Source organism: Burkholderia sp. Bp9031, assembly GCF_003857965.1.
Classification (GTDB): Bacteria; Pseudomonadota; Gammaproteobacteria; order Burkholderiales; family Burkholderiaceae; genus Burkholderia; species Burkholderia ambifaria_A.
In genome coordinates, this window is sequence record NZ_QTPW01000020.1 from 1 (window position 1) to 22,550 (window position 22,550).

Annotated in this window: 18 protein-coding genes; 6 read left to right on the forward strand and 12 right to left on the reverse strand. The window is 66.0% G+C overall.

The genetic code is table 11. From position 1 onward, the window contains the following. Positions 1-137: 137 nt before the first annotated feature. The 3 genes from DIE15_RS23455 to DIE15_RS37130 all read right to left on the reverse strand — a co-directional run bounded on the left by DIE15_RS23455 (position 138) and on the right by DIE15_RS37130 (position 3,531). Positions 138-1,928 carry an acyl-CoA dehydrogenase gene (locus DIE15_RS23455; protein WP_124834462.1) on the reverse strand — a complete coding sequence of 597 codons (1,791 nt, stop codon included), beginning with the start codon at positions 1,926-1,928 and terminating at the stop codon, positions 138-140. A 526-nt stretch (positions 1,929-2,454) separates the two neighbouring features. Then, on the reverse strand, positions 2,455-3,210 hold the full coding sequence (locus DIE15_RS23460) for a GntR family transcriptional regulator (RefSeq protein ID WP_057927709.1): 756 nt from the start codon (positions 3,208-3,210) through the stop codon (positions 2,455-2,457). 117 nt (positions 3,211-3,327) lie between these two features. Further along, the gene (locus DIE15_RS37130; protein ID WP_185734536.1) at positions 3,328-3,531 is read right to left on the reverse strand and encodes a hypothetical protein; all 204 of its coding nucleotides are present in this window, start codon (positions 3,529-3,531) and stop codon (positions 3,328-3,330) included. 490 nt (positions 3,532-4,021) lie between these two features. Here DIE15_RS37130 and DIE15_RS23470 point away from each other — a divergent pair, with 490 nt between their 5' ends. From DIE15_RS23470 to yddG, 5 genes are all read left to right on the forward strand, one after another. Continuing rightward, positions 4,022-5,224, forward strand: coding sequence for an FAD-binding oxidoreductase (locus DIE15_RS23470; RefSeq protein ID WP_260428321.1), 1,203 nt, complete (start codon positions 4,022-4,024; stop codon positions 5,222-5,224). Positions 5,225-5,342: 118 nt separating this feature from the next. Next, complete coding sequence (locus DIE15_RS23475; RefSeq protein ID WP_124834464.1) at positions 5,343-6,674, forward strand: MFS transporter; 1,332 nt, start codon at positions 5,343-5,345, stop codon at positions 6,672-6,674. Between the two features lie 82 nt (positions 6,675-6,756). After that, positions 6,757-7,668, forward strand: a complete 912-nt coding sequence (locus DIE15_RS23480; RefSeq protein WP_057927706.1) for a dihydrodipicolinate synthase family protein — start codon at positions 6,757-6,759, stop codon at positions 7,666-7,668. Then, the gene (locus DIE15_RS23485) at positions 7,668-9,170 is read left to right on the forward strand and encodes an aldehyde dehydrogenase (RefSeq protein WP_124834465.1); all 1,503 of its coding nucleotides are present in this window, start codon (positions 7,668-7,670) and stop codon (positions 9,168-9,170) included. The genes DIE15_RS23480 and DIE15_RS23485 overlap by 1 nt, the downstream gene beginning before the upstream one ends. Positions 9,171-9,294: 124 nt before the next feature. Further along, the gene (yddG, locus tag DIE15_RS23490) at positions 9,295-10,221 is read left to right on the forward strand and encodes an aromatic amino acid DMT transporter YddG (protein WP_124834466.1); all 927 of its coding nucleotides are present in this window, start codon (positions 9,295-9,297) and stop codon (positions 10,219-10,221) included. Between the two features lie 52 nt (positions 10,222-10,273). Here the strand turns inward: yddG and DIE15_RS23495 are convergent, their stop codons facing one another. From DIE15_RS23495 to DIE15_RS23535, 9 genes are all read right to left on the reverse strand, one after another. After that, positions 10,274-11,530: an SRPBCC family protein gene (locus DIE15_RS23495; RefSeq protein WP_124834467.1), complete on the reverse strand. Its 1,257-nt coding sequence runs from the start codon at positions 11,528-11,530 to the stop codon at positions 10,274-10,276. Between the two features lie 335 nt (positions 11,531-11,865). After that, positions 11,866-12,783, reverse strand: coding sequence for a LysR substrate-binding domain-containing protein (locus tag DIE15_RS23500; protein ID WP_057927704.1), 918 nt, complete (start codon positions 12,781-12,783; stop codon positions 11,866-11,868). Between the two features lie 145 nt (positions 12,784-12,928). After that, positions 12,929-13,930 (reverse strand): glycine betaine ABC transporter substrate-binding protein, encoded by a 1,002-nt coding sequence (locus DIE15_RS23505; RefSeq protein WP_057927703.1) that lies wholly within the window; start codon positions 13,928-13,930, stop codon positions 12,929-12,931. A gap of 178 nt (positions 13,931-14,108) precedes the next feature. Next, the gene (locus DIE15_RS23510; protein WP_124834468.1) at positions 14,109-15,224 is read right to left on the reverse strand and encodes a glycine betaine/L-proline ABC transporter ATP-binding protein; all 1,116 of its coding nucleotides are present in this window, start codon (positions 15,222-15,224) and stop codon (positions 14,109-14,111) included. Next, the gene (locus DIE15_RS23515; protein ID WP_069227432.1) at positions 15,217-16,104 is read right to left on the reverse strand and encodes a proline/glycine betaine ABC transporter permease; all 888 of its coding nucleotides are present in this window, start codon (positions 16,102-16,104) and stop codon (positions 15,217-15,219) included. Before DIE15_RS23515 ends, DIE15_RS23510 begins: the two co-directional genes overlap by 8 nt. A 68-nt stretch (positions 16,105-16,172) precedes the next feature. Next, the gene (locus DIE15_RS23520) at positions 16,173-17,498 is read right to left on the reverse strand and encodes an FAD-binding oxidoreductase (protein ID WP_124834469.1); all 1,326 of its coding nucleotides are present in this window, start codon (positions 17,496-17,498) and stop codon (positions 16,173-16,175) included. An 18-nt stretch (positions 17,499-17,516) separates the two neighbouring features. After that, positions 17,517-18,410, reverse strand: coding sequence for a dihydrodipicolinate synthase family protein (locus DIE15_RS23525; protein WP_124834470.1), 894 nt, complete (start codon positions 18,408-18,410; stop codon positions 17,517-17,519). 4 nt (positions 18,411-18,414) lie between these two features. Then, positions 18,415-19,914, reverse strand: coding sequence for an aldehyde dehydrogenase family protein (locus DIE15_RS23530; protein ID WP_124834471.1), 1,500 nt, complete (start codon positions 19,912-19,914; stop codon positions 18,415-18,417). Positions 19,915-19,975: 61 nt separating this feature from the next. Further along, on the reverse strand, positions 19,976-20,701 hold the full coding sequence (locus DIE15_RS23535; protein WP_057927697.1) for a GntR family transcriptional regulator: 726 nt from the start codon (positions 20,699-20,701) through the stop codon (positions 19,976-19,978). Positions 20,702-21,354: 653 nt separating this feature from the next. Here DIE15_RS23535 and DIE15_RS23540 point away from each other — a divergent pair. Continuing rightward, positions 21,355-22,485: a hybrid-cluster NAD(P)-dependent oxidoreductase gene (locus tag DIE15_RS23540; RefSeq protein WP_124834472.1), complete on the forward strand. Its 1,131-nt coding sequence runs from the start codon at positions 21,355-21,357 to the stop codon at positions 22,483-22,485. Positions 22,486-22,550: the final 65 nt, after the last annotated feature.

Consider the following 22,550-nt stretch of genomic DNA (forward strand, 5'->3'; position numbering starts at 1 on the left):
CGGATCGCCGCCGACAGCCCGGCGGGGCCGCCGCCGACGATCACGACGTCGTATTCCATCGATTCGCGCGGGCCGTACTGCGCGAGCAAGTCCTGTGTGGTCAAAATCCTGTCTCCTCCTGCGCCCCGACCGTCAGGTCAGAACTGGTCTTCCGTCAACGCGAGCACGCTCTCGTTGCCCTTCGCGCCGACGATCGACGCTTCGAACGCGCCGGCCTGCACGAGGACGTGTTCCGCATAGCATTGTGCGATCGCGATCTTCGCATCGTAGAACGCCGTGTCGTTCGCGCGGTTCGCATGCGCCGCCAGCAACGCGCGCGCCATCTGCCATCCGCACAGCACCACGCCGGCCAGCTTCAGGTACGGCACACTGCCCGCGAACACCGCATTCGGATCCTGCTTCGCGTTCGCGAGCACGTAGTCCACCGCCGACGACAGCGCGCGCGCGCCCTTCTCCAGCTGCGTCTTCATCGACGCGGCCGCGGCGCCCTCCAGCTTGCCGAGCGCCGCGACGGTGTCGTCGATCTCCGCGATCAGCGCCTTGGCCACCGCGCCGCCATCGCGCAGCGTCTTGCGGCCGACGAGGTCGTTCGCCTGGATCGCGGTCGTGCCTTCGTAGATCGCCAGGATCCGCGCATCGCGGTAGTACTGCGCCGCCCCGGTTTCCTCGATGAAGCCCATCCCGCCGTGCACCTGCACGCCCAGGCTCGCCACGTCGTTCACCATCTCCGTGCTCCAGCCCTTCACGACCGGCACCAGATATTCGTAGATTGCCTGATGACGTGCACGCGTCGCCTCGTCCGAATGACGGTGGGCAATGTCGCTGTGCGCGGCTGCTACGTAGGCCAGCGAGCGAGCGCCTTCGGTGAGCGCGCGCATCGTGCCGAGCATGCGGCGCACGTCCGGATGATGGATGATCGTCACCGACTGCTTGGCCGAACCGTCCACCGGGCGGCTCTGCACGCGCTCCTTCGCGAATTCCGCGGCCTTCTGGTACGCACGGTCGGCCACGCCGATCCCCTGCATCCCGACGCCGAAGCGCGCCGCGTTCATCATGATGAACATGTATTCGAGGCCGCGATTCTCCTCGCCGACCAGGTAGCCGATCGCACCGCCGTGGTCGCCGTACTGCAGCACCGCGGTCGGGCTCGCCTTGATCCCGAGCTTGTGCTCGATCGACACGCAGTGCACGTCGTTGCGCGCACCGAGCGAGCCGTCCTCGTTGACCATGAACTTCGGCACGATGAACAGCGAGATGCCCTTCACGCCTTCCGGCGCGTTCGGCGTGCGCGCGAGCACCAGGTGGACGATGTTGTCCGCCATGTCGTGCTCGCCCCACGTGATGAAGATCTTCGTGCCGAATACCTTGTACGTGCCGTCGCCCTGCGGCTCGGCGCGCGAGCGTACCAGCGCCAGGTCCGAACCGGCCTGCGGCTCGGTCAGGTTCATCGTGCCCGTCCATTCGCCCGAGATCAGCTTCGGCACGTAGCGTTGCTTCTGTTCGTCGGTGCCGGCCGTCAGCAGCGCCTCGATCGCGCCGTCGGTGAGCAGCGGACACAACGCGAACGACAGGTTCGATGCGTTCAGCATCTCGATGCACGGCGTCGCGATCAGCTTCGGCAGCCCCTGGCCGTCGTACTCGGCCGGATGCTGCAGGCCCTGCCAGCCGCCTTCGACGAACTGGCGGAACGCGGCGCCGAAGCCGGGCGTTGCCGTCACGACACCGTCCTTCCAGCTGCTCGGGTTGCGGTCGCCCTCGACGTTCAGCGGCGCCAGCACTTCACCGCAGAATTTCGCGGATTCGTCGAGCACGGCCTGCGCCGTGTCGTAGCCGGCTTCCTCGAAGCCCGGCAACTGCGCAACGGTGTCGATGCCCGCGAGTTCCTTCAGCACGAACAGCATGTCCTTGACAGGGGCGTTATAGCTCATGGTCGATGTTCCAATCAGGCGGTGAATGAGGCGCGCGACCCGGGCGGCTGCGGCAAAACCGGCCAGCGCCAGGCGACGTCGTGACCCATCGTAATGCCGCACCGGCGGATTTCCATTGTCATATCCGGCCCACATGGTGACAAAACCGGCCACGCGATGCGCGAGGCAATGTCGGAAGCGGGCGTCGGGGCGGGGTTTCCCGGATGCGGGTTTCGGCGCACGACAACGCGCAATCGGCGTGCCGGCCGGATGTATACAGTGATGGGGTCGAAGCGACGGCGCGCCACGGCGCCGTGAACGGGGTGGCAAGGCCGGCGACGCGGCGCCGATCACGGGAGTCGCCGAAGGAAGCCGGCCATGGGAGCCGGCGAAGGGAGCGGGTTATGGGATGGCGCCCCGTACTCGATGAAACCAGCGGGCGACGGAAAAAACCGGCGGCGGATGGTGGACGACTACAGTCCCGGGCCGACGACCCGGCCTGGATTGCTTGCTGCATCCATGACCATGGCGCGCCGGCCGCCCTCCGCTATCGCTTGTCCTGCGTCAGCACCGGATCGCCGAGGTTCACGGAGACTGCCATGCCCTGCGGCGCCGCGTACTCGGTCATCCGTCGGCGCGACAATTCGAAGTGATCGCGGACCAGCTGCCCCGCCTCATCTGCGTCCTGCCTCGCGAGCGCATCGATGATCTGGTCATGCTGGACGACGGCGCTTTCGAGCGTGTGCTGCATCGTGTCCGTGGCCGGATAGCGGTAGAACATCTTCCCGAGCCGCGCGTGATCGATCAGCAGGCGGCGCAGGCTCGGCATCAGGTAATCGTTCTGCGCGATCCGGCCGATTTCGAGGTGGAATTCGTCGTTGTAGAACACACGGTTCGCGACGTTGCCGCTTTCGATCGCGGCCCGAAAATGCGCCTGGATCGTCCGCAGCCGCGCGATGTCGTCGGGTGTCGCGTTCAGCGCCGCCAGCTGGGTCGTCGCGATATAGATCACCGGCGCGGCGATGAAGAAGCTGCGCAGCGACTGGAAATTCATCGACGTGACGCGCGGCGCCCGATTCGTCTCGAGCTCGATATAGCCTTCCGCGGCCATCTGCCGGATCAGCTCGCGAATCGGCGGCCGCGACATGCCGAACTCGTCGGCCAGCGCCGCTTCGTCGATCAGTGCGCCCGGCGCCAGCTCCATGTTCACGATCCGGCGTCGCAATGCCTCGCCCAGGGCCGACTTGCGATCGACCGTTTGTGCCACATCCGCCGGTGCCGACTCCCCACCCGTTCCTTTCATAACGCCCTCGTCACTTTGAAGCGCGTACTATAAGGCCCCGTCCCGGGCCATGGCTAGCGCCGTCCCCTGTCCCGACGACATGCGCCGATACAGACGCCGCCGCCCCCTCCTTTCCCGTCACGAAAACCTGCCACGACGGCATGCGCCCCTTCGCACCGCCGCTTCCGCCGCTTCCGCCGCTTCCGCCGCTTCCGCCGTTTCCGCCGTTTCCGCCGTTTCCGCCGTTTCCGCCGTTTCCGCCGTTTCCGCCGTTTCCGCCGTTTCCGCCGTTTCCACCGTTTCCACCGTTTCCACCGTTTCCACCGTTTCCACCGTTTCCACCGTTTCGGCCGTTTCGGCCGTTTCGGCCGTCTCCGCCCTCACCATCGCCAGTCGAACTACCCCACGAGCCGAGGGTTAACCCTCGATTCCCGCAATACGATTGTTAGACTATAGTTTGTCTACTAAGTATAGTTTATTAGCCGCACGACAGAATTTTCTTTCCGGTCAGGCGTTTCGCGCCTCGGGACACCACGCCGATAGCCCGACGCGACCGCCCCGACCACGCGAACCGCCAGGGCCGACATCACCAACAAGGACATGGGCGCATCCGCACGCGCGTGTCATTTCACTCAACGAGACGCTGGATTCAGGAATGCTTAGGGTTACTTCGCCGACGGTAGAAGAGGCTGCGCAGCCTCAACGCGATGCGCGCAAGGTCAGGGTCGGCGCGCTGCCTGCCGACGACCACGCGTGCGGCTGGTACCACACCAGCCCGCCGCGCGTGCCGCGGCCGTGTCACACGGGCACCACGAAGGCGCGCTGGGGCGTGATCGGCGCCGGCTTCACCGGGCTCGCCGCGGCGCGCCAGCTCGCGCTGAACTTCCCGGACGACGAAGTCGTGCTGGTCGACGCGCAGGAAGTCGGCTTCGGCACGTCGGGGCGCAACGCGGGCTTCGCGATCGACCTGCCACACGACATCGGCGCGGACGACTACATCGGCGACATCGATACCGCGAAGACGACCCTGCAACTGAACCTGCTCGGCCAGTCGATCCTGCGCGCGCTGGTCGACGAACACGGGATCGATTGCCATCTGCGCGCGTCCGGCAAGTACCAGGCGGCGGTCGAGCCGCGCGGCGTCGCGGTGCTCGACGCGTACCGGCGCGGTCTCGACAAGCTCGGCCAGCCGTACGAAGTGATCGAAGGCAAGGATCTGCCCGCGCATATCGGCACCGGCTTCTACCGGAAGGGGCTGTTCACGCCCGGCACGATGCTGCTGCAGCCGTCGGCGCTGGTGAAGGGCCTGGCCGACAGCCTGCCGCCGAACGTCACGCTGCACGAGCACACGCCGATCACCGACGTCGAATACGGCGAGAAGATCGTGCTCGGGCATGCCGGCGGCCGCATCGTCGTCGACAAGCTGGTGCTCTCGAACAACGCGTTCGGCATGCGCTTCGGCTTCCTCACCGGCACGATGCTGCCGGTGTTCCTGTACGCGAGCCTCACGCGGCCGCTGACCGGCGCCGAACAGGCGCGGCTGGGCGGCCAGCCGTTCTGGGGCGTGATTCCGGCCGATCCGTTCGGCAGCACGGTGCGCCGCACCCACGACAACCGCATCCTGATCCGCAACAGCTTCAGCTTCAATCCGAACGGCCGCCCGAACGACCGCCATCGCGAGCGCGCGCTCGCGCGCCACCGGCTCTCGTTCGAGCGCCGCTTCCCGATGCTGCCGGAGGTCGAGTTCGATTACACGTGGAGCGGCTCGCTGGCGCTGTCGCAGAACCACAAGGGCTTCTTCGGTCAACTCGCGCCGAATGTCTATGGCGCGCTCTGCTGCAACGGCCTCGGCATCACGCGCGGCACGGTGACGGGCACGCTGCTCGCCGACTGGCTGGCCGGCAAGCGCGACGCGCTGACCGACTTCCTGCTCGCGACGTCCGGCCCGAACCGCAACCCGCCGGAGCCGTTCCTGTCGGCCGGCGTCAACGCGACGCTCTGGTGGGGCCAGCGCAAGGCGGGCCTGGAGAGCTGAACCGGCCGCACCGAACGACCACCCACCGAATCCACGATTCAGCGATCGGGCGCCGCGCGGACTCCGCGCGCCCCACGGAGATCGCCCCATTCATCAGGAAGGAAGGAGACGACCGCCAATGGCAAAAACGACGGTATCCATCGAAGACGTACCGCTCAACGGATTTCACCAGCTGCTCACGATACGCTCGGGCGGCGGCTGGCTCATGGACGGCTACGTGCTCAGCATCATCGGCGTGGCCATGGTGCAATTCTCGGCCGCGCTGCACCTGACCAGCTTCTGGGAAGGCATGATCGCGGCGTCGGCGCTGCTCGGCATCTTCGTCGGCGGCTTCCTCGGCGGCTGGCTGACCGACCTGATGGGCCGCCGCCGGCCCTACTTCTTCGGCCCCGTGCTGTTCATCGTCTGCTCGATCGCGCAGCTGTGGGTGCAATCGGGCGAGGCGCTGTTCGTCCTGCGCTTCATCACCGGCATCGGCGTCGGCATCGAGTACCCGGTGGCCGGCTCGCTGCTGACCGAATTCATGCCGCGCAAGTACCGCGGCCCGCGCCTCGCGATGCTGACCATCATCTGGTTCTTCGGCGCGGCGCTCGCGTACATCGTCGGCAACATCCTGCTCGCGCAGGCCGGCCCCGACGCGTGGCGCTGGGTGCTCGCGAGCCCGGCCGTGATCGGCGTCGCGTTGTTCCTGGTGCGCATCGGCACGCCGGAATCGCCGCGCTGGCTGCTCAACAAGGGCCGCAAGGCGGAAGCCGACGCGGTGATCCGCAAGGTGTACGGGCCGTCGTTCTCGATCCGCAACCTGCCGGAAGAGCCGGTCGACCGGAAGATCTCGCTCGGCGCGCTGCTGCACTCGGGCTACGGCAAGCGCATGCTGTTCGTGGTGCTGTTCTGGACCTGCTCGGTGATCCCGGTGTTCGCGGTCTACTCGTTCGCGCCGCGCGTGCTACAGGCGCTGCACCTCGAAGGCGATTGGGAAGCGTACGGCTCGGTCGCCATCACGCTGCTGTTCGTGGTCGGCTGCGCGCTCGCCACGCGCGTGATCAACACGCTCGGCCGCCGCGCGCTGGTGATCCACAGCTTCCTGTGGTCGGCGCTCGCGCTGCTGGCGCTCGGCGCGTGCTCGAACGGCTCGGCCCTGCTGATCCTGGTGCTGTTCGGCGCATACGCGTTGCTGATCGGCGGCGCGCAGGTGCTGCAGCTCGTCTATCCGAACGAAATCTTCCCGACCGACATCCGCGCGTTCGCGGTCGGCATGGGCGCGTCGCTGTCGCGCATCGGCGCGGCGGTCGGCACCTGGCTCGTCCCGATCGCGCTGCAGAACATCGGCATCGGCAACACGATGTACGCGGCGGCGGCCGTGTCGTTCGTCGGCCTGCTGGCCTCGGTCGCGCTCGCGCCCGAAACGGCATCGCTGTCGCTGCAGGAGGCCGCTTCGCTCAGTCATTGACCCGTATTTCACGCACGCCGCGACCGTCGCGGCGTCGGCATTTCCCACGCAACGCTTACTTTCATTCCAGCGGGAGCACATCATGAACTTCAACGGCATCTACACGCCGGCCATCACGCCCCTGACCGCCGAAGGCGGCATCGACAAGGCGGCGTTCGCCGAGGTCCTCGAATACCTGATCGGCGCCGGCGTGCACGGCATCATCATCGGCGGCTCGACCGGCGAGTACTACGCCCACACGATGCAGGAGCGCATCGAGCTCGGCGCGTACGCGAAGCAGGTGATCGGCACGCGCGTGCCGCTCGTGATCGGCACCGGCGCGATCCGCACCGAGGATTCGGTCGAATACGCGAAGTCGGCGAAAGAGATCAAGGCCGATGCGATCCTGGTCGGCTCGCCGCCGTATGCGCTGCCGACCGAGCAGGAAAACGCCGCGCACGCGATCGCGGTGGACCGCGCCGCCGACCTGCCGGTGATGCTCTACAACTACCCGGCGCGCATGGGCGTGTCGATGGGCCGCGCGTTCTTCCGCACCGTCACCGCCGCATCGAAGAACTTCGTCGCGATCAAGGAAAGCTCCGGCAGCACCGGCCAGCTGCACATGCTCGCGCGCGAATTCCCGAACATCAGCGTGTCGTGCGGCTGGGACGACCAGGCGCTCGAATTCTTCGCGTGGGGCGCGAGCAGCTGGGTCTGCGCGGGCTCGAACTTCCTGCCGGCGGAACACGTCGCGCTGCACCAGGCCTGCGTGGTCGAGAACGACTTCCGCAAAGGCCGCCGCATCATGTCGGCGATGATGCCGCTGATGGATTTCCTCGAGGACGCGGGCAAGTTCGTGCAGTCGATCAAGTACGGCAGCGAACTCGTCGGCCTGCGCAGCGGCGGCGTGCGCGCCCCGCTCCAGCCGCTCGACGAAGCGAACAAGGCGACCCTCAAGCAGATCGTCGCCGACGTGAAGCGCGAGATCGCGGCGGTCGTCGGAGGCCAGGCCTGATGGCGGAAATGCTCAGCGCATCGCAATACGCGGCCCTCGCGGCCGAACTGAAACTGCCGACGCAGGCCTTCGTCGACGGGGCATTTCGCCCCGCCAACGCCGGCAAGACGTTCGCGACGGTCAACCCGGCCACCGATCAGGTGCTCGCGCATGTCGCCGCGTGCGACGCCAGCGACGTGGACGATGCAGTCGCACGCGCGAAGGCGGCGTTCGCCGACGGCCGCTGGCGGCAGCTGCCGCCGTCGCAGCGCAAGTCCATCCTGCTGAAGTTCGCGGACCTGCTCGAACAGCACGCGCACGAACTCGCGACGATGGAAAGCCTCGACAGCGGCAAGCCGATCCGCGAATGCCAGAACATCGACGTGCCGGAGACGATCCATACGATCCGCTGGCACGCCGAGCTGATCGACAAGATCTACGACAACACCGCGCCGGTCGGCTCGAACGCGCTCGCGCTGGTGGTGCGCGAGCCGATCGGCGTGGTCGGCCTGGTGCTGCCGTGGAACTTCCCGCTGCTGATGCTGGCGTGGAAGATCGGCCCGTCGCTGGCGGCAGGCTGCTCGATCGTCGTGAAGCCGGCGACGGAAACCACGCTGACCGCGCTGCGCGTGGCCGAACTCGCGCACGAGGCCGGCGTGCCGGCCGGCGTGTTCAACGTGGTGCCGGGCGGCGGCAAGGAAGTCGGCGAGCCGCTGGGCCGCCACCCGGACGTCGCGATGGTCAGCTTCACCGGCTCGACCGCGACCGGCCGGCGCTTCCTGCACTACGCGGCGGAATCGAACCTGAAGCGGATCGTGCTCGAATGCGGCGGCAAGAACCCGGCCGTCGTGATGCGCGACGTCGCGGATCTCGACGCGGTCGCGCAGCATGTCGTGAACGGCGCGTTCTGGAACATGGGCGAGAACTGCTCGGCGTCGTCGCGCCTGATCGTGCATGCCGACATCAAGTCGGCGCTGCTCGAGCGCATCGGCGTGCAGATGCGCGAATGGAAGATGGGCGACCCGCTCGATCCCGAGCACCGCGTCGGTTCGCTGATCAGCAAGGCGCACTTCGACAAGGTCCGCACGTACCTCGACCAGGCCGGTGCGGACAAGCTCGACGTGGTGTTCGGCGGTTCGACCGAGCAAGGCATCTTCGTCGAGCCGACCGTGGTGGACGGCGTGAGCCGCGACCACACGCTGTTCCAGGAGGAAGTGTTCGGGCCCGTGCTGGCCGTCACGACCTTCACGGACACCGACGAGGCGATCGCGCTCGCGAACGATTCGGTCTACGGGCTCGCGGCATCAGTCTATACCAGCAACCTGAACGACGCGATTCACCTGTCGCGCTCGATCCAGGCCGGCGTGGTGACGGTGAACTGCTTCGGCGAAGGCGACATCACGACCCCGTTCGGCGGCTACAAGGCTTCCGGCTTCGGCGGCCGCGACAAGTCGATCTGGGCGCACGACCAGTACACCGAGATCAAAACCATCTGGATCGACGTACCGGCCCGCAGCGCATAATCTCATCGACACGCAGCACCCGTAGCCGGCCGCGGTCGCCACGAGCGATCGCGGCCGGTTTGTCACATCTGCCGGGCAATCGGCCCGGCACAACGTATTCACCCGGTATTGGCAGGAAACAGGCATGAACAGCAGGAACAGGGCGACGCTGATCGGATTCGTCGCAATCGTTTTATGGAGTTCGGTGGTAGGGCTGATTCGCGGTGTCAGCGACAGCTTCGGCGCAACCGGCGGCGCCGCAATGATCTACACGGGGGCGGCGGCACTGCTGCTCGTGACGACCGGGCTGCCGCGGCTCGGCGATTTCCCGCGCCGCTACCTGCTGTGGGGCAGCGTGCTGTTCGTCGCGTACGAATGGTGCCTGTCGCTGTCGATCGGCAACGCGCACACGGCGCGCCAGGCGATCGAGGTCGGCATGGTCAATTATCTGTGGCCGACCTTCACGATGGTGTTCGCGATCCTCTTTCTCCGCCAGCGCGCGAACCTGCTGATCGTGCCGGGCGTGATCCTCGCGATGGCCGGCGTCGGCTGGGTGCTCGGCGGCGAGCACGGCTTCGATACGGCCGGCATGGTGGCCAATGTCGTCGACAACCCGCTCAGCTACGGGCTTGCCTTCGCCGGCTCGCTGATCTGGGCCGCCTATTGCACCGTGACGATCAGGATTGCGAATGGCAAGAACGGCATCACGCTGTTCTTCATCCTCGTCGCGCTGTCGCTGTGGATCAAATACCTGCTCGACGGTGAGCACACGATCGTGTTCGGCTTCAATGCGCTCGCCAGCTTCGTGCTCGCATCGGCGGCGATGGGTTTCGGCTATTCGGCGTGGAATATCGGCATCATGCGCGGCAACGTCGCGCTCCTCGCCGGCGTGTCGTACTTCATTCCGGTCATCTCGGCCGGCCTCGCCGCGCTGCTGCTGGATGCGTCGCTGTCGTCCGGCTTCTGGAGCGGCGCGTTCTGCGTGTGCGGCGGCTCGGTGCTGTGCTGGCTCGCGACGCGCAAGCGGGCGCCGCGCGCCGCCGCGTCCGTGCCGGCGGAGCAGTGCACGTAAGGACAGTCGTGCACGGGCTCCGGCCACGCGCGTTCGCGCGACGCGCCGCACATCAGATCCCGTGTGCGTCGAGGCGCCCCGCATACCAGTCGACGAACTGGTCGACGTAGTTTTCGGTGGACGGCGAGTACGGGCCCGGAATGTAGCCCGGGTCTTTCGCGCCGCGATGGTTGATCGCCACCAGGCTCGCGTCCTGCGCATTCGTCGCGACCCAGACCTCGGTCAGCTTCGTCAGGTCGTAGTCCACGCCCTCCACCGCGTCCGCATGCACGAGCCACTTCGTGCGGACCAGCGTCTTTTCCGGCGTGAGCGGGATGATGTAGCTGATCATCGCGTGGTCGCTCATCACGTGCGTCCACGAGTTGTGCGTCCACATGTGCGTGTCGCCGAGGTCGCGGCGCGTGAGCTTGCCCAGCAGCTTCTGCGAGGCCACCTTGGTGTCCATCGTCTGCGACTCGCCGTGACCGGCGATCAGCAGCCGCTCGGTGCGGAAATGCGTCGCGACGTCGCCGGACAGCGCTTCGACCGCCTTGCACAGCCACCCTTCGTTTTCCCAGTTGCGCTGCGTGTCGGCATTGAGCTTCTCGTAGGCTTGCTGGGCCTTCAGCGACGCCTCGTCCATGTCGTCCGCACTCGAACCAGTCGACTCGGGCAGGAACGACTGCGTCAGCTCCGGGTGCCCGGCCTCGCAGTGGTAGCACTCGCGGTTGTTCTCCATCACGAGCTTCCAGTTGCCGTCCTCGACGATCTCCGACTCGAACGCGATCTTCGTGTTCTGCAGCTCGTATGGCGCGAAGCGCGGCCCCATCGTCCCCTCGAGGTGTGCAATGTCGGCCGGCGGCTCGTCGGCAAAACACACGAGCACGTGCGTGCCGACCACCTTCACATGCACGGGCAGGAGATTGCGGCAGGTGCTGTCGAAGTCCTTCCCCATGTGCTTGGTGTGACGCAGGCTGCCGTCGAGGTCGTAGGTCCACTGGTGGTACGGACACACGAGCATGCCGACCGTCGACTTCCCTTCTTCCTTCAGACGCGCGCCGCGGTGGCGGCACACGTTGCGATATGCGCGGATGGCTTCGTCGTCGTCGCGCACGATCATGACCGACGCGTTGCCGATGTCGACGACCGACACGTCACCCGGCTCCGGAACGTCGGCGGTCACGCCGACCACGATCCAGTGCTTGTGGAAGAAGATGTCGACGTCCGTCTCGAATACATCGGGCCGGCTGAACACTTCCCCAGGCATTCCGCAGCCGGGCTCACGGCTGCGCACGAGTTCGCCAAGGGGCTTCAATTGAACGTCTGACATCGTCTTCTCCAACGTTGATGGGGAAGCGGGACCTGGATCGGTCCCGCGTTAGCCGCAGTATTGGATTGCCGGAAAAACGCGTCAATGCGCTTTATTTTCCCCGCTTCATTACATTGGATTATGGGTCGGCGGTGAGGGCTGGACCCGGTCTTTCAGGGCGACTTCGGTGCGGCTTGCGCGCAAAAAAAATCCCGCGCCATCGGGCAAGTTCGCTCGAAGTTCGCGGGACGCGGGACAAGGCAGTTCGCCCAGGCGGCGAAACCGGGTCAGTGATGAGGATGATTAATTAATTGAACCGCGCAGGAACGCACGCGGATTCCTTCCGCCCGCGCACATCATGCGACACCGGCGTCGTCCTTCAACAGGTCGATCAGCTTCTGAATCGACGGCGTGACCGAGCGCCCGTGCGGCACCACCACGTAATACGCGTCGCTCAACGGCAGCGACACGTCCATCAGGCGCACCAGATCACCCGACGCCAGATGCTCGTGGAGCAGCCGGCTCCAGCCGAGCGCGACACCTTGCCCGAGCAACGCCGCCTGAACCGCGTCCGGATACAGGCACGTGCGCACGCCGTACCTGAGCTTGGCCGGACGCGCGCCGACGGCCCGGAACCACTTGTCCCAGCTCAGCCAGCCTTCAGACGTCGAGTCTTCCTCGATGAAGGTCATGTTCGCGAGCTCGTCCAGCGAATCCGGCGTACCGTACCGGTCTCGCCAAGCGGGCGAACAGACTGGAAACACCTGCTCGTCGAACAGCAGATGCGCGGTGCCGTCGCGCCACTTGCCGTCGCCCCAGCGAACCACCGCATCGACTTCGGTGTGGCGCAGATCGGCGGTAAACATCGTCGTCGTGAGACGGATACGCAGGTTCGGGTGCAGTTCCTTGAGCCGCGCGAGACTCGGCATCAGCCGGAAATGCGAGAACGCCGCGGTCGTGGCGAGCACGAGCTCCTCGTCTTCGATGCCGGTCGACAGCCGGTCGAACACGCCGGCGATCTTGCCCATCGCCTCGGCCACGACCGCGTAAAGCGCCGCGCCTTCGGCCGTCAGCGTCGTCGCGCGATGCAGGCGGTCCAGCAGGCGCACGCCGAGCAATTCCTCCAGCAGACGGATCTGCCGGCTGACCGCAGCCTGCGTGACACCCAGTTCGGCGGCGGCCTGCGTGAAGCTGCGCAGCCGGGCGACGGCCTCGAACTCCACCAGCGCCGTCAACGAAGGAATGAGTCGCCGATAACCTTTTGCACCGTCCATGCCCGCTTCACCGTGAACCTGTTGGTTGAGTATGAGTGACCAGCTTCGTATACAGTCACCGACGAGCGGGCGGCAATCCGTGCCGCGCGCCCGTCGGTGTTTGAACCGCTTGGCAGGCGTGACGATCCCGAGCTTCGGTTTCGCCTTACAGCGACGCCTTGATTTTCTCGGCCGCAGCCGGCGTCACCCACTTCGTCCACACGTCCTGCTTTTCCTTCAGGAAGCGCTTCGCGCCGTCGTCGCCGGTGGCCTGGTTGGTCGTCATCCAGAGCATCACCTGTTGCAGGTCCGCGGTCTTGAAGCTGCGCGTGTTCAGATACTTCATCACGTCCGGATTGGCCTTGTCCGCGAACGACTTGGACACCAGCGTATACAACTCACCGACCGGCCAGCCCGTCGGCTTCGGATCGGGGCAGTTCGCGACCGTCGTGCAGCGCTTCCATTCCGCCTGATCGACCGGCACGCCGGCGTCGAGCTTCACCATCTGATACTTGCCGAGCAGGGACGTCGGTGCCCAGTAGACGCCGAGCCAGGGCTTCTTGCGCTCGTAGGCCTTCGCAATCGATCCGTCGAGCCCCGCCGCCGACCCCGTATCGATCAGCCGGAACCCGGCCTGCTGCGCCTTGTACGCCTTATATAGTTGCGTCGTATTGGTCGTGATCCCCCAGCCTTGCGGGCCGTTGTAGATCGCGCCCTTGCCGGGATTCTCCGGGTCGGCGAACAGTTCGGGGTGCTTCAGCGCATCCGGAATCGTCTTGATGTCGGGATGCGCATCCGCGACGTACTTCGGGATATACCAGCCGTAGACTGCGCCTTCCTGAATGGTCTTCGCGCCCATCACGATTTTCTTCTCGTCGATCCCGCGCTGCACGATCGCCGGCAGCAATGCAATGGCCCCTTCCGACACGATGTCCGGCTTGCCCTTGTCGACCATCGACGTAATCGTCGGCACGGTATCGCCGATCACGGTGTTGACCTGGCAGCCGTAGCCTTCGCCGAGGATCGCCTTGTCGACGGCCGCTTCCAGCTCGGCACTTTGCCAGTTCATGTTGGCGATCGTCACGTTTCCGCAACCGGCAGCGTAGGCGTGCGAGCCGCCGAACAAAACGCCAACTGCGGCGAGTGCGCGAAGAGATGTCAGTTTCATTGCCGTTTCCTCAAAGTTGCCGGACCTTCCCCGGTATGCGTTGGTCTGTACGCCCTTCCGTGTTCGGTCCGAACCGGACACGGTCGAGCGCATTACTGCGGGCACATGCGATCGTTCGAATCGCCGGCCTGATGGCGAGATGTGGGTCAGTGGTCTTGCGCGAGCGTCACGGGTGCGCTCACCCGCGGACCGCCGCGACGGAGGCCTCCACGCGCGCACGCGCGTCCGGCTGCACGTGCGGCAGGTCGGTCGCGTCCTCCGGCGTCGCCAGCGCGCAGGCGAGCTGGCGCAGGTCGACCGTGCCGAGCGGATGGTTGCCTTCGCCGACGACCGTCAGGCGATCGATGCCCGGATCGCGCGTGAGCATCGACAACGCGCTTTCGAGCGTCGTTCCGGCCGCGACGTGCGCCCCGACCACCGACGCGCCCGTGCGCAGCGGCGCCATCACGTCCTCGACGCAGACCACGCGCCCGCGATTCACCTGCCTGACGAAGTTGGTCACGTACTCGTCGGCCGGGCGCAGCACGATGTCCTGCTTCGTGCCCTGCTGGACGATGTTGCCGTCGCGCAGGATCGCGATCTGGTCGCCGAGCCTCAGCGCCTCGTCGAGGTCGTGCGTGATGAAGACGATCGTCTTGCGGATTTCCTTCTGCAGATCCAGCAGCACGGTCTGCATGTCCATCCGGATCAGCGGGTCGAGCGCCGAGTACGCTTCGTCCATCAGCAGCACGGGCGCGTCCATCGACAGCGCGCGAGCGAGGCCCACGCGCTGCTGCATGCCGCCGGACAGCTGATTCGGATAGCGTTGCTCGAAGCCCTTCAGCCCCACGCGTTCAAGCCATCGCATCGCCGTGTCGACCGACGTGTCGCGCGCCACGCCGCACACTTCGAGACCGTAGATCACGTTCTCGAGCACGTTTCGATGCGGCAGCAGCGCGAATTTCTGGAACACCATCGCCGTCTGGCGTCGGCGGAATTCGCGCAGCTCCTTCAGTTTCATCCGGCACACGTCGACGCCGCCGATCAGCACCTCGCCGGCCGTCGGATCGATCAGCCGGTTGATGTGGCGGATCAGCGTCGACTTGCCCGAGCCGGACAGGCCCATGATCACCTGGATGGAACCGGCGGGAATGTCGAGGTTGATATTCCTCAGCCCCAGCACGTGGCCGGTCTGCGCGAGCAGTTCGGCCTTGGACAAGCCGTTCTTGACGGCATCGACATGGGACGCGGCTTTCGGCCCGAAGATCTTGTAGAGATTGCGGATCGCGATGCCGCCGGACTGGATGTCAGCCATGGACCACCTCCTGGTGCTTTTGAAGTCGCTTGCCGTAGGCCTGGCTGACGCGGTCGAAGATGACGGCGATGCCGACGATCGCGAGGCCATTGAAGATACCGAGCGTGAAGTACTGGTTGGCGATGGCCTTCAGTACCGGCTGGCCGAGCCCCTGGACACCGATCATCGCGGCGACCACCACCATCGCGAGCGCCATCATGATGGTCTGGTTGACGCCTGCCATGATGGTCGGCAGCGCGAGCGGCAGTTGCACCTTCACGAGCCGCTGCCAGCCCGACGAACCGAACGCGTCGGCGGCTTCGATGATGTCCACGTCGACCAGCCGGATCCCGAGATTGGTCAGGCGGATCATCGGCGGGATCGCATAGATCACGACCGCGATGAGGCCGGGCACGCGACCGATGCCGAGCAGCATCACGACCGGAATCAGGTAGACGAAACTCGGCATGGTCTGCATCACGTCGAGCACCGGGTCGACCAGCTTGCGGATCCGGTTCGACTTCGCCATCAGGATGCCGATCGGCAAGCCGATGAGGATCGACAGGAACGTGCAGACGAAAATCATGGACACGGTTCGCATCGTGTCCTCCCACATGTCGAGATAGCCGATCGCGGCAAGCGTGACGAAGCAGCCGGCGACGATCTTCCAGTTCCGGCTCGCCACCCATGCGACCGCGAGCACCAGCAGCATGATGATCGGCCACGGGGTGCGCGTCATGAAGTGCTCGGCCGCCGTCAGGAATTGCTGAAGCGGCTGGAACGCCGCGTCGATCGGGTCGCCGTACGCGGCGGTGAAAGCGCGAAAACCGTCGTCGATCGAGCGCTTCATGTTCAGAAGCGCGTCGTCCTGCATGTGCGGAAACGTGTGTATCCAGTCCATTTGATTCTCCATCAGTCCGATGCCCGCCGGAAGGCCTGCCGATAGGCCGGCGTGTCGGGGGTTGTCCTTCATTCGATGCCGGCCGACCATTCCTTGACGCTCAGGTTGGCCGTCGCGCCGATCGTCAGAAACGGTTGCGGCGGCAACCGCTTCGGCGCCGCGAACCCGCGGAACACCTGCACGAGCCACGAGTCCATTCCCAGCGCCGCCTCGGCGGCCGCGATGCCCGACGCGGTCGCCTTCGTCGCGCCGACGCCATTGCATGCGATCGCCGCGAAGATGCCCGGCTCGATTTCGCCGAACGCCGGCACGCCGTTCCACGTCAGCGCCATCGCGCCTGCCCAGCGGTACTCCATCGGCACGCCCCTGAGCATCGGGAAACGCGCGTCGAACTTGCGGTCGTGGACGCGGCCCGCGCGTGCGATCGCGCCTTCGCTCACCTGCAGCCGCGGGTTGTACGTGTAGCGCGAGCGGATCAGGATCCGGTCGCCGTCGTCGCCGCGCACGCGACGCACCGTGGTCCCCATCGGGAACGCGGGCGTCGCGGCCCAGGCGCGCTCGCCGCCGAGCCGCGACGGATCGAATGCCTTCGTCATCGATGCGTACGTGTAGACATGCAGCAGCACGCCCGGCAACAGGCCGAAACTCTGCGCGTGCCCGTTGTTCGCCAAGATGATCTTGCCGGCGTTGACCGCACCGTTCGGGGTCTTGATGCGCCACGATGCGCCCTGCCGCTCGAGCGACAGCGCGGGCGTATTCTCGAAAAGCCTGATCGGGTCGCCGAAGGAATCGGCGAGGCCCCGGATGTAGGCGGCCGGCTGGATCATCACGGTGCCGGGCGTAAAGATCGCCGACGTGAACGACGTCGTGCCGGTGACCGTCGCGATCTCTCCTGCATCGAGCAGACGATATGGTTCGTTCACCTTATCGAGCTGGACCGCATAAGAGGCGACGTGCTTGTCGCCCTGCGGCCCCATTGCGACGTTGTACTTCCCGCACGGGTCGAAAATGTCCTTGCCCCAGCCCTTCTCGAGCGCCAGATCGCGGGCGAGTGCGATCGCCATCCGGTGCACCTGGATGTCGTGCCGCCGCTCGTCGCTGCCCGAGCCGCCATAGTCTTCCGACGATACTTCGTGCGGCAAGTCGATGATGAAGCCCGAATTGCGGCCCGTCGCACCTTCGGCGACTTCGCCGGCCTCCAGCACGACGACCTTGACGCGCGGATCGAGTTGCGACAGGCGCCGCGCCGCGGACAGGCCCGCGAACCCGCCGCCGATGATCGCGATGTCGGCGTTCACCGTGCCGGTGAGCGGCGCGCGCGGCGTCCGCGGGGGCAGCATCTCGACCCAGCCGGACTTGCCGAGATGCTGCGGGAGTTTGCTCGCTACGAACATGATGGTTCACCCGCTCCGTTACACGGCTTGCCGTTCGCGCTCGACCAGCGCGCCGACGGCGGTCTGCAATGCGTCGCGCTTCGCGGCGGACAGGCGCGACAGCGGGCGACGCGGATTGCCCGCGCCGTAGCCGGTCATCTCGGCCGCGGCGTAGACCGACTGCACGTAGTCGCCTTCCCAGATCAGCGACATCGCGGGCTCCAGCAGTCGCCAGATTTCCCGCGCGTCGACCCAGCGACGTTCCTGCGCGGCCGCGACGAGTTCGAGGCAGGTCTTCGGTGCAAAGTTGGCACCGCCCCAGATCAGGCCGCTGACGCCGGCATACATCGCATACGGCACGAGCGGATCGGCACCGTTCATCATCGGCAGCCCCGTGCGGACCAGCGCGGCCTGCTTCGCCAGGTCGCCGCTACTGTCCTTGACCGCGAGGAATTCGGGAATCTGGCACAGCCGGTGCAGCAGCGACGGCGTGATCTCGACCCCGACCGCCTGCGGCACGTTGTAGCCGATGATCGGCAGCCCGGCGCGCGCGACGGCGGCGTAGAACGCGAACACGCCGTCATCGTCGGTCGGCCCCTCGAAGAACGGCGGCAGCACCATCACGCCGCCCGCACCGCAATCGGCCGCGTGACGCGTGCGCTCGACGACATCGTCGACGAGCAGCGCGGACGTCTGCGCGATGATGCGCGCGCGCCCGTTGATAACCTTCGCGCCGAACGCGACCAGCGCCTTCGATTCCTCCTGCGACAGATACACGTGCATGCCGGTGCCGGAACTCAGCACGAAGCCCTCGATGCCCACCGCGAGATAGCGCTCGATCAGTTGCTCAAGGCGCGCATGATCCGGTTTCCCGTTCTCATCGAAAGGAGTACTGATTGCCAGGTTGATGCCAGGGAAAGCAAAGTCTTTCATGTCGTTATGCCTCGTCCGCTTCGTTAATGTTCAGGTCGACCCAGAGGGTCTTGAGCTGCGTGTACTGGTCATGGGCGTGCAGCGAGTTGTCGCGTCCGCCGAAGCCCGACTGCTTGAAGCCGCCGAACGGGGTCGTGATGTCGCCTTCGCCGAATGCGTTCACCGTCACCGTGCCTGCGCGAACCGCACGTGCCGCACGCATCGCGCGTTTGCCGTTTCCGGCGAATACCGACGCCGCAAGGCCGTAGTCCGTATCGTTCGCGATGTCGATCGCCTCCTGCATGCCGTCCACCGTGATGACGGACAGGATCGGTCCGAAGATTTCCTCGCGTGCGTGCTTCGCGTCGTTGTTCGCGACGTCGATGATGGTCGGATGGACATAACGGCCTTCGCTCGTCTGCCCGCCGTACAGCACGGTGGTGTCGCCACCCAGATACGACTGCACTTTCTCGTAATGCTGCGCGGACACCAGCGGCCCGATCCGGTTGGCCGGATCGAGCGGGTCGCCCACATGCCATTCGTCGGCCAGCTTCGTGATCTTCTCCAGCAAGGGCGCCTTGATATCACGATGCACGATCAGCCGCGAAATCGCCGAGCAGTTTTCGCCCATGTTCCAGAACGCGCCGTTCACGATGTGACTCGCGACGGCATCGAGATCGGTCGCATCGGCCATCACGACGCACGGATTTTTCCCGCCCATCTCGAGCACGACCTCCTTGAGGTTGCTCTCGGCCGAGTACGACAGGAAGCGCCGGCCGGTGTCGGTGGACCCGGTGAAGGACACCATGTCGATGTCGCGATGGCGGCCGATCGGTTCGCCGACCGCCGGGCCCGTGCCGGTCACGACGTTGAATACGCCGGGCGGAATGCCGGCCGCGAGCGCCAGCTCGGCGACCCGCATCGTCGTGAGCGACGTCTCCTCGGCGGGCTTCACGACCAGTGTGCAGCCGGCCGCGAGCGACGGACCGATTTTCCACGCGAGCATCAGCAGCGGGAAATTCCACGGCAGCACGAGGCCGACGACACCGACGGGTTCGCGCACGATCATCGAAATATGACCGTCGGAAGCCGGCGACACCTGGTCGTAGATCTTGTCGATCGCTTCCGCATGCCAGCGCAGCACGTTGATCGTTTCCGGAATGTCGACCGTCTGACAATCGAAGATCGTCTTGCCGCTGTCGAGGCTCTCCATCACCGCAAGCTCGAGCGCATGCTGCTCGACGAGGTCCGCCAGCCGGAGAATCGCCTGCTTGCGTGCGGCCGGATGCAGCTTCGACCAGCGGCCGTCGTCGAACGCGGCGCGCGCGGCGGCGACCGCGACATCGACGTCTTCCTTCGCGCACGCCGGCACGTCGGCGAGACGGCCCCCGGTTGCCGGGTTGATCGTGGCGAACGTGGCACCCGACCGCGCCGCGCGGGCCTCGCCGTCGATCACGACACTGCGCGGCAGATTCAACTCGCGAGCGACACGTTGATACTCGCTCCTGGACAGCAACTCAGTCATATCAGTCTCTCATCGATACAGGGTTTCATGAGGAACCGAATCAGCGGCTCGGTTCGTGGTACTAAAAATCAATCGATACGTCGACACCTTCGGGCGCCACGTACGACGCCATGTTCCTGCGCGCCAGGTAGACGTGCGCGCTCACGATCTCTCCGGCGGCCTGCGCGTCGCGGCGCTCGATGGCGTCGATGATCGCGTCGTGCTGCTGAACCGCTTCGACGAGCTCCGCTTCCATCTTCTCGTCGCGCGGTTGATAAAACGTCTTCGCGAGCCGCGCATGATCGATCAGCAGGCGACACAGGCTCGGCAGCAGGTACGGGTTGTGGGCCATCTTGCCGATCGCGAGGTGAAACTCGTCGTTCTGCAGCACCCGCTCGTCCACCCCGCCGCTTTCCACCGCCGCGCGAAACCGCTCCTGGATACGCTTCAGCCCGTCGATTTCCCCCTGGGTCGCATGCATCGCGGCCAGCTTGGTCGTCGCCACGTAAATCAGCGGCGCGGCCAGGAAATAGTTGCGCAACGAGTCGTAGTTCATCGACGCGACGCGCGCGGCGCGATTGGCTTCGAGCTCGATATAGCCCTCGGCCGCCATCTGCCGCATCAATTCGCGCACCGGCGGACGGGACAGCCCGAACTCCTCGCCGAGTGCCACCTCGTCCAGCGTCGCCCCGGGCTGGAGCTCCATGCTGAGGATCCGGTGTCGAAGCGTCTGCGCCAGAACCGCCTTGCGATCCAGCGACGGCGACTGCGCATCGTCACGTTCGGTGTCCACGAGATTCGCCTTCATGTGCTCTCCTGTTGCATGCATCGTCTGTATACAAATTGTATTCGTCAAGACTTCAATGTGTCTAATGCGGGAAACTGCTTACCCCGCGAGGATCGGTACCGGCCTCGAGACCGGCTCGACGGGCCGCGATCGGCAGGCGACTTCCCCCTCCCGAGGCCGCCCGGAGGATGATCCAGGCGCTCCCAGCCCGGATGTTAGAGGAACAAGCTGCTGGGACACGCGATTCGGCCGGCATGGCATGGCCGGGTGGGAAAGTCGGGCGACCGACCATCGCGATCCGTCCCCAACCGCAACGCATCGACATATCGACTGCGGCGCGCGCTGCCTGCGGCAAGCGCGAAGCATCATCCGCCCCCACGGGCTCGCATCGCGTCATCACGAACGAAATCCGCGTCGGCAAGCGCCCGATCGTTGCCGCCGCGGCACTGGCCGCGCGGACGCGCGCCACGCATAACCTAATGTAATGGCGGCCGGAAAATAAAGCGCATTGACGCTGTTTTAGTGCATGCCAATACTCGGGCCACAGCGAAGGTACTCCGGGCATGGAGCGAGACATCGGAACGCGGCACGACAGAGGCCCGTCATCGAAGCCCGGCCTTCGCGAATGACAGCGTGCACGTCGAGCGTGCCGCGCGCCCCAAGGAAGCAATGCCATGAACTCCGTAGACAGAATGTTCGATCCCGCCCTCGAAGCACACGACCGACTCTCCCATCCCGGCACGTGGGACAGCACTGGAAGAACCTGGGCGAGCGGCGAACAGCAGGTGCTGACGTGCTGCCGCGTCGTCGACGAGACGCACGACGTCAAAAGCTTCGAGTTCCGCGTGGGCGACGGCTCGCCCGTTCGCTTCGAACCCGGCCAGTTCATGACCGTGTCGGCGGACGTCCACGGCCAGTCGGTCGAGCGCTGCTACACGATCTCGTCTCCGCCGACCCGCCCCTATCTGCTGTCCATCACGGTGAAGCGGGTTCCCGGCGGCGTCGTGTCGAACTGGCTGCACGACAACATGGAGCCTGGCAACCGATTGCTGGCCTACGGTCCGTCGGGCAGCTTCACGCCGACCGCGGCACCCGCCGCCAAGCTGCTGTACCTGTCGGCCGGCTCGGGCGTGACGCCGCTGATGTCGATGACGCGCGCGAGCATCGACCTCGGGCTCGACCTGGACATCGTGTTCGTCCACAGCGCGAGAACGCCTGCCGATATCGTGTTCCGCAACGAGCTGCGGCGGCTCGAGGCGCTTTCGCCGCGCCTGCGCACGTTCTTCGTCTGTGAAGGCGCCGGCGACGAAGCGCACTGGCCGGGACCGATCGGCCGGCTCAGCCTGCCGCTGCTTGCCGAACAGGTGCCCGACTACGCCGAGCGCGAAGCATTTACCTGCGGCCCGGCCGGCTACATGAATGCGGTACGCGACCTGCTGCGCGGCGGCGGTCACGATCCCGCGCGCTATCACCAGGAGAGCTTCGACATCAGCGCCGGCGTCGCGTCGGCACCTGTCGAACCGGCATCCGAAGCGTCGTCGGAAACCTTCACGGTCAAGCTGTCGCGTTCGTCGAAGACGTTTACGATGCACGCCACCGACACCGTGCTGTCGGCGGCGAGAAAGGCGGGCCTTGCGATTCCGTCGTCCTGCAGCCAGGGCATCTGCGGCACGTGCAAGACCAAGGTGCTCGAAGGCACGGTGGACATGCAGCACAACGGCGGGATTCGCGACCGGGAAGTCCAGAAAGGCTTCCGGCTGCTCTGCTGCAGCCGCCCGACGTCGGACCTCGTGCTGGAACTCTAGTCCGTCGGCAACCGCGCGCGGCACGGACACGGGCCCTTCCACAAGAGCCCGGATCACGCCGACGC

Excerpts from the sequence above, each read along its gene's own strand:
- DIE15_RS23480 (WP_057927706.1), top strand. The coding sequence starts at position 6,757 with ATGAACTTCAACGGCATCTACACGCCGGCCATCACGCCCCTGACCGCC.
- DIE15_RS23520 (WP_124834469.1), bottom strand. The coding sequence starts at position 17,498 with ATGTTCGTAGCGAGCAAACTCCCGCAGCATCTCGGCAAGTCCGGCTGG.
- DIE15_RS23460 (WP_057927709.1), bottom strand. The coding sequence starts at position 3,210 with ATGAAAGGAACGGGTGGGGAGTCGGCACCGGCGGATGTGGCACAAACG.
- DIE15_RS23510 (WP_124834468.1), bottom strand. The coding sequence starts at position 15,224 with ATGGCTGACATCCAGTCCGGCGGCATCGCGATCCGCAATCTCTACAAG.
- DIE15_RS23455 (WP_124834462.1), bottom strand. The coding sequence starts at position 1,928 with ATGAGCTATAACGCCCCTGTCAAGGACATGCTGTTCGTGCTGAAGGAA.
- DIE15_RS23525 (WP_124834470.1), bottom strand. The coding sequence starts at position 18,410 with ATGAAAGACTTTGCTTTCCCTGGCATCAACCTGGCAATCAGTACTCCT.
- DIE15_RS23530 (WP_124834471.1), bottom strand. The coding sequence starts at position 19,914 with ATGACTGAGTTGCTGTCCAGGAGCGAGTATCAACGTGTCGCTCGCGAG.
- DIE15_RS23475 (WP_124834464.1), top strand. The coding sequence starts at position 5,343 with ATGGCAAAAACGACGGTATCCATCGAAGACGTACCGCTCAACGGATTT.
- DIE15_RS23500 (WP_057927704.1), bottom strand. The coding sequence starts at position 12,783 with ATGGACGGTGCAAAAGGTTATCGGCGACTCATTCCTTCGTTGACGGCG.
- DIE15_RS23515 (WP_069227432.1), bottom strand. The coding sequence starts at position 16,104 with ATGGACTGGATACACACGTTTCCGCACATGCAGGACGACGCGCTTCTG.
- DIE15_RS23540 (WP_124834472.1), top strand. The coding sequence starts at position 21,355 with ATGAACTCCGTAGACAGAATGTTCGATCCCGCCCTCGAAGCACACGAC.
- DIE15_RS23505 (WP_057927703.1), bottom strand. The coding sequence starts at position 13,930 with ATGAAACTGACATCTCTTCGCGCACTCGCCGCAGTTGGCGTTTTGTTC.
- DIE15_RS23495 (WP_124834467.1), bottom strand. The coding sequence starts at position 11,530 with ATGTCAGACGTTCAATTGAAGCCCCTTGGCGAACTCGTGCGCAGCCGT.
- DIE15_RS23485 (WP_124834465.1), top strand. The coding sequence starts at position 7,668 with ATGGCGGAAATGCTCAGCGCATCGCAATACGCGGCCCTCGCGGCCGAA.
- DIE15_RS23535 (WP_057927697.1), bottom strand. The coding sequence starts at position 20,701 with ATGAAGGCGAATCTCGTGGACACCGAACGTGACGATGCGCAGTCGCCG.
- yddG (WP_124834466.1), top strand. The coding sequence starts at position 9,295 with ATGAACAGCAGGAACAGGGCGACGCTGATCGGATTCGTCGCAATCGTT.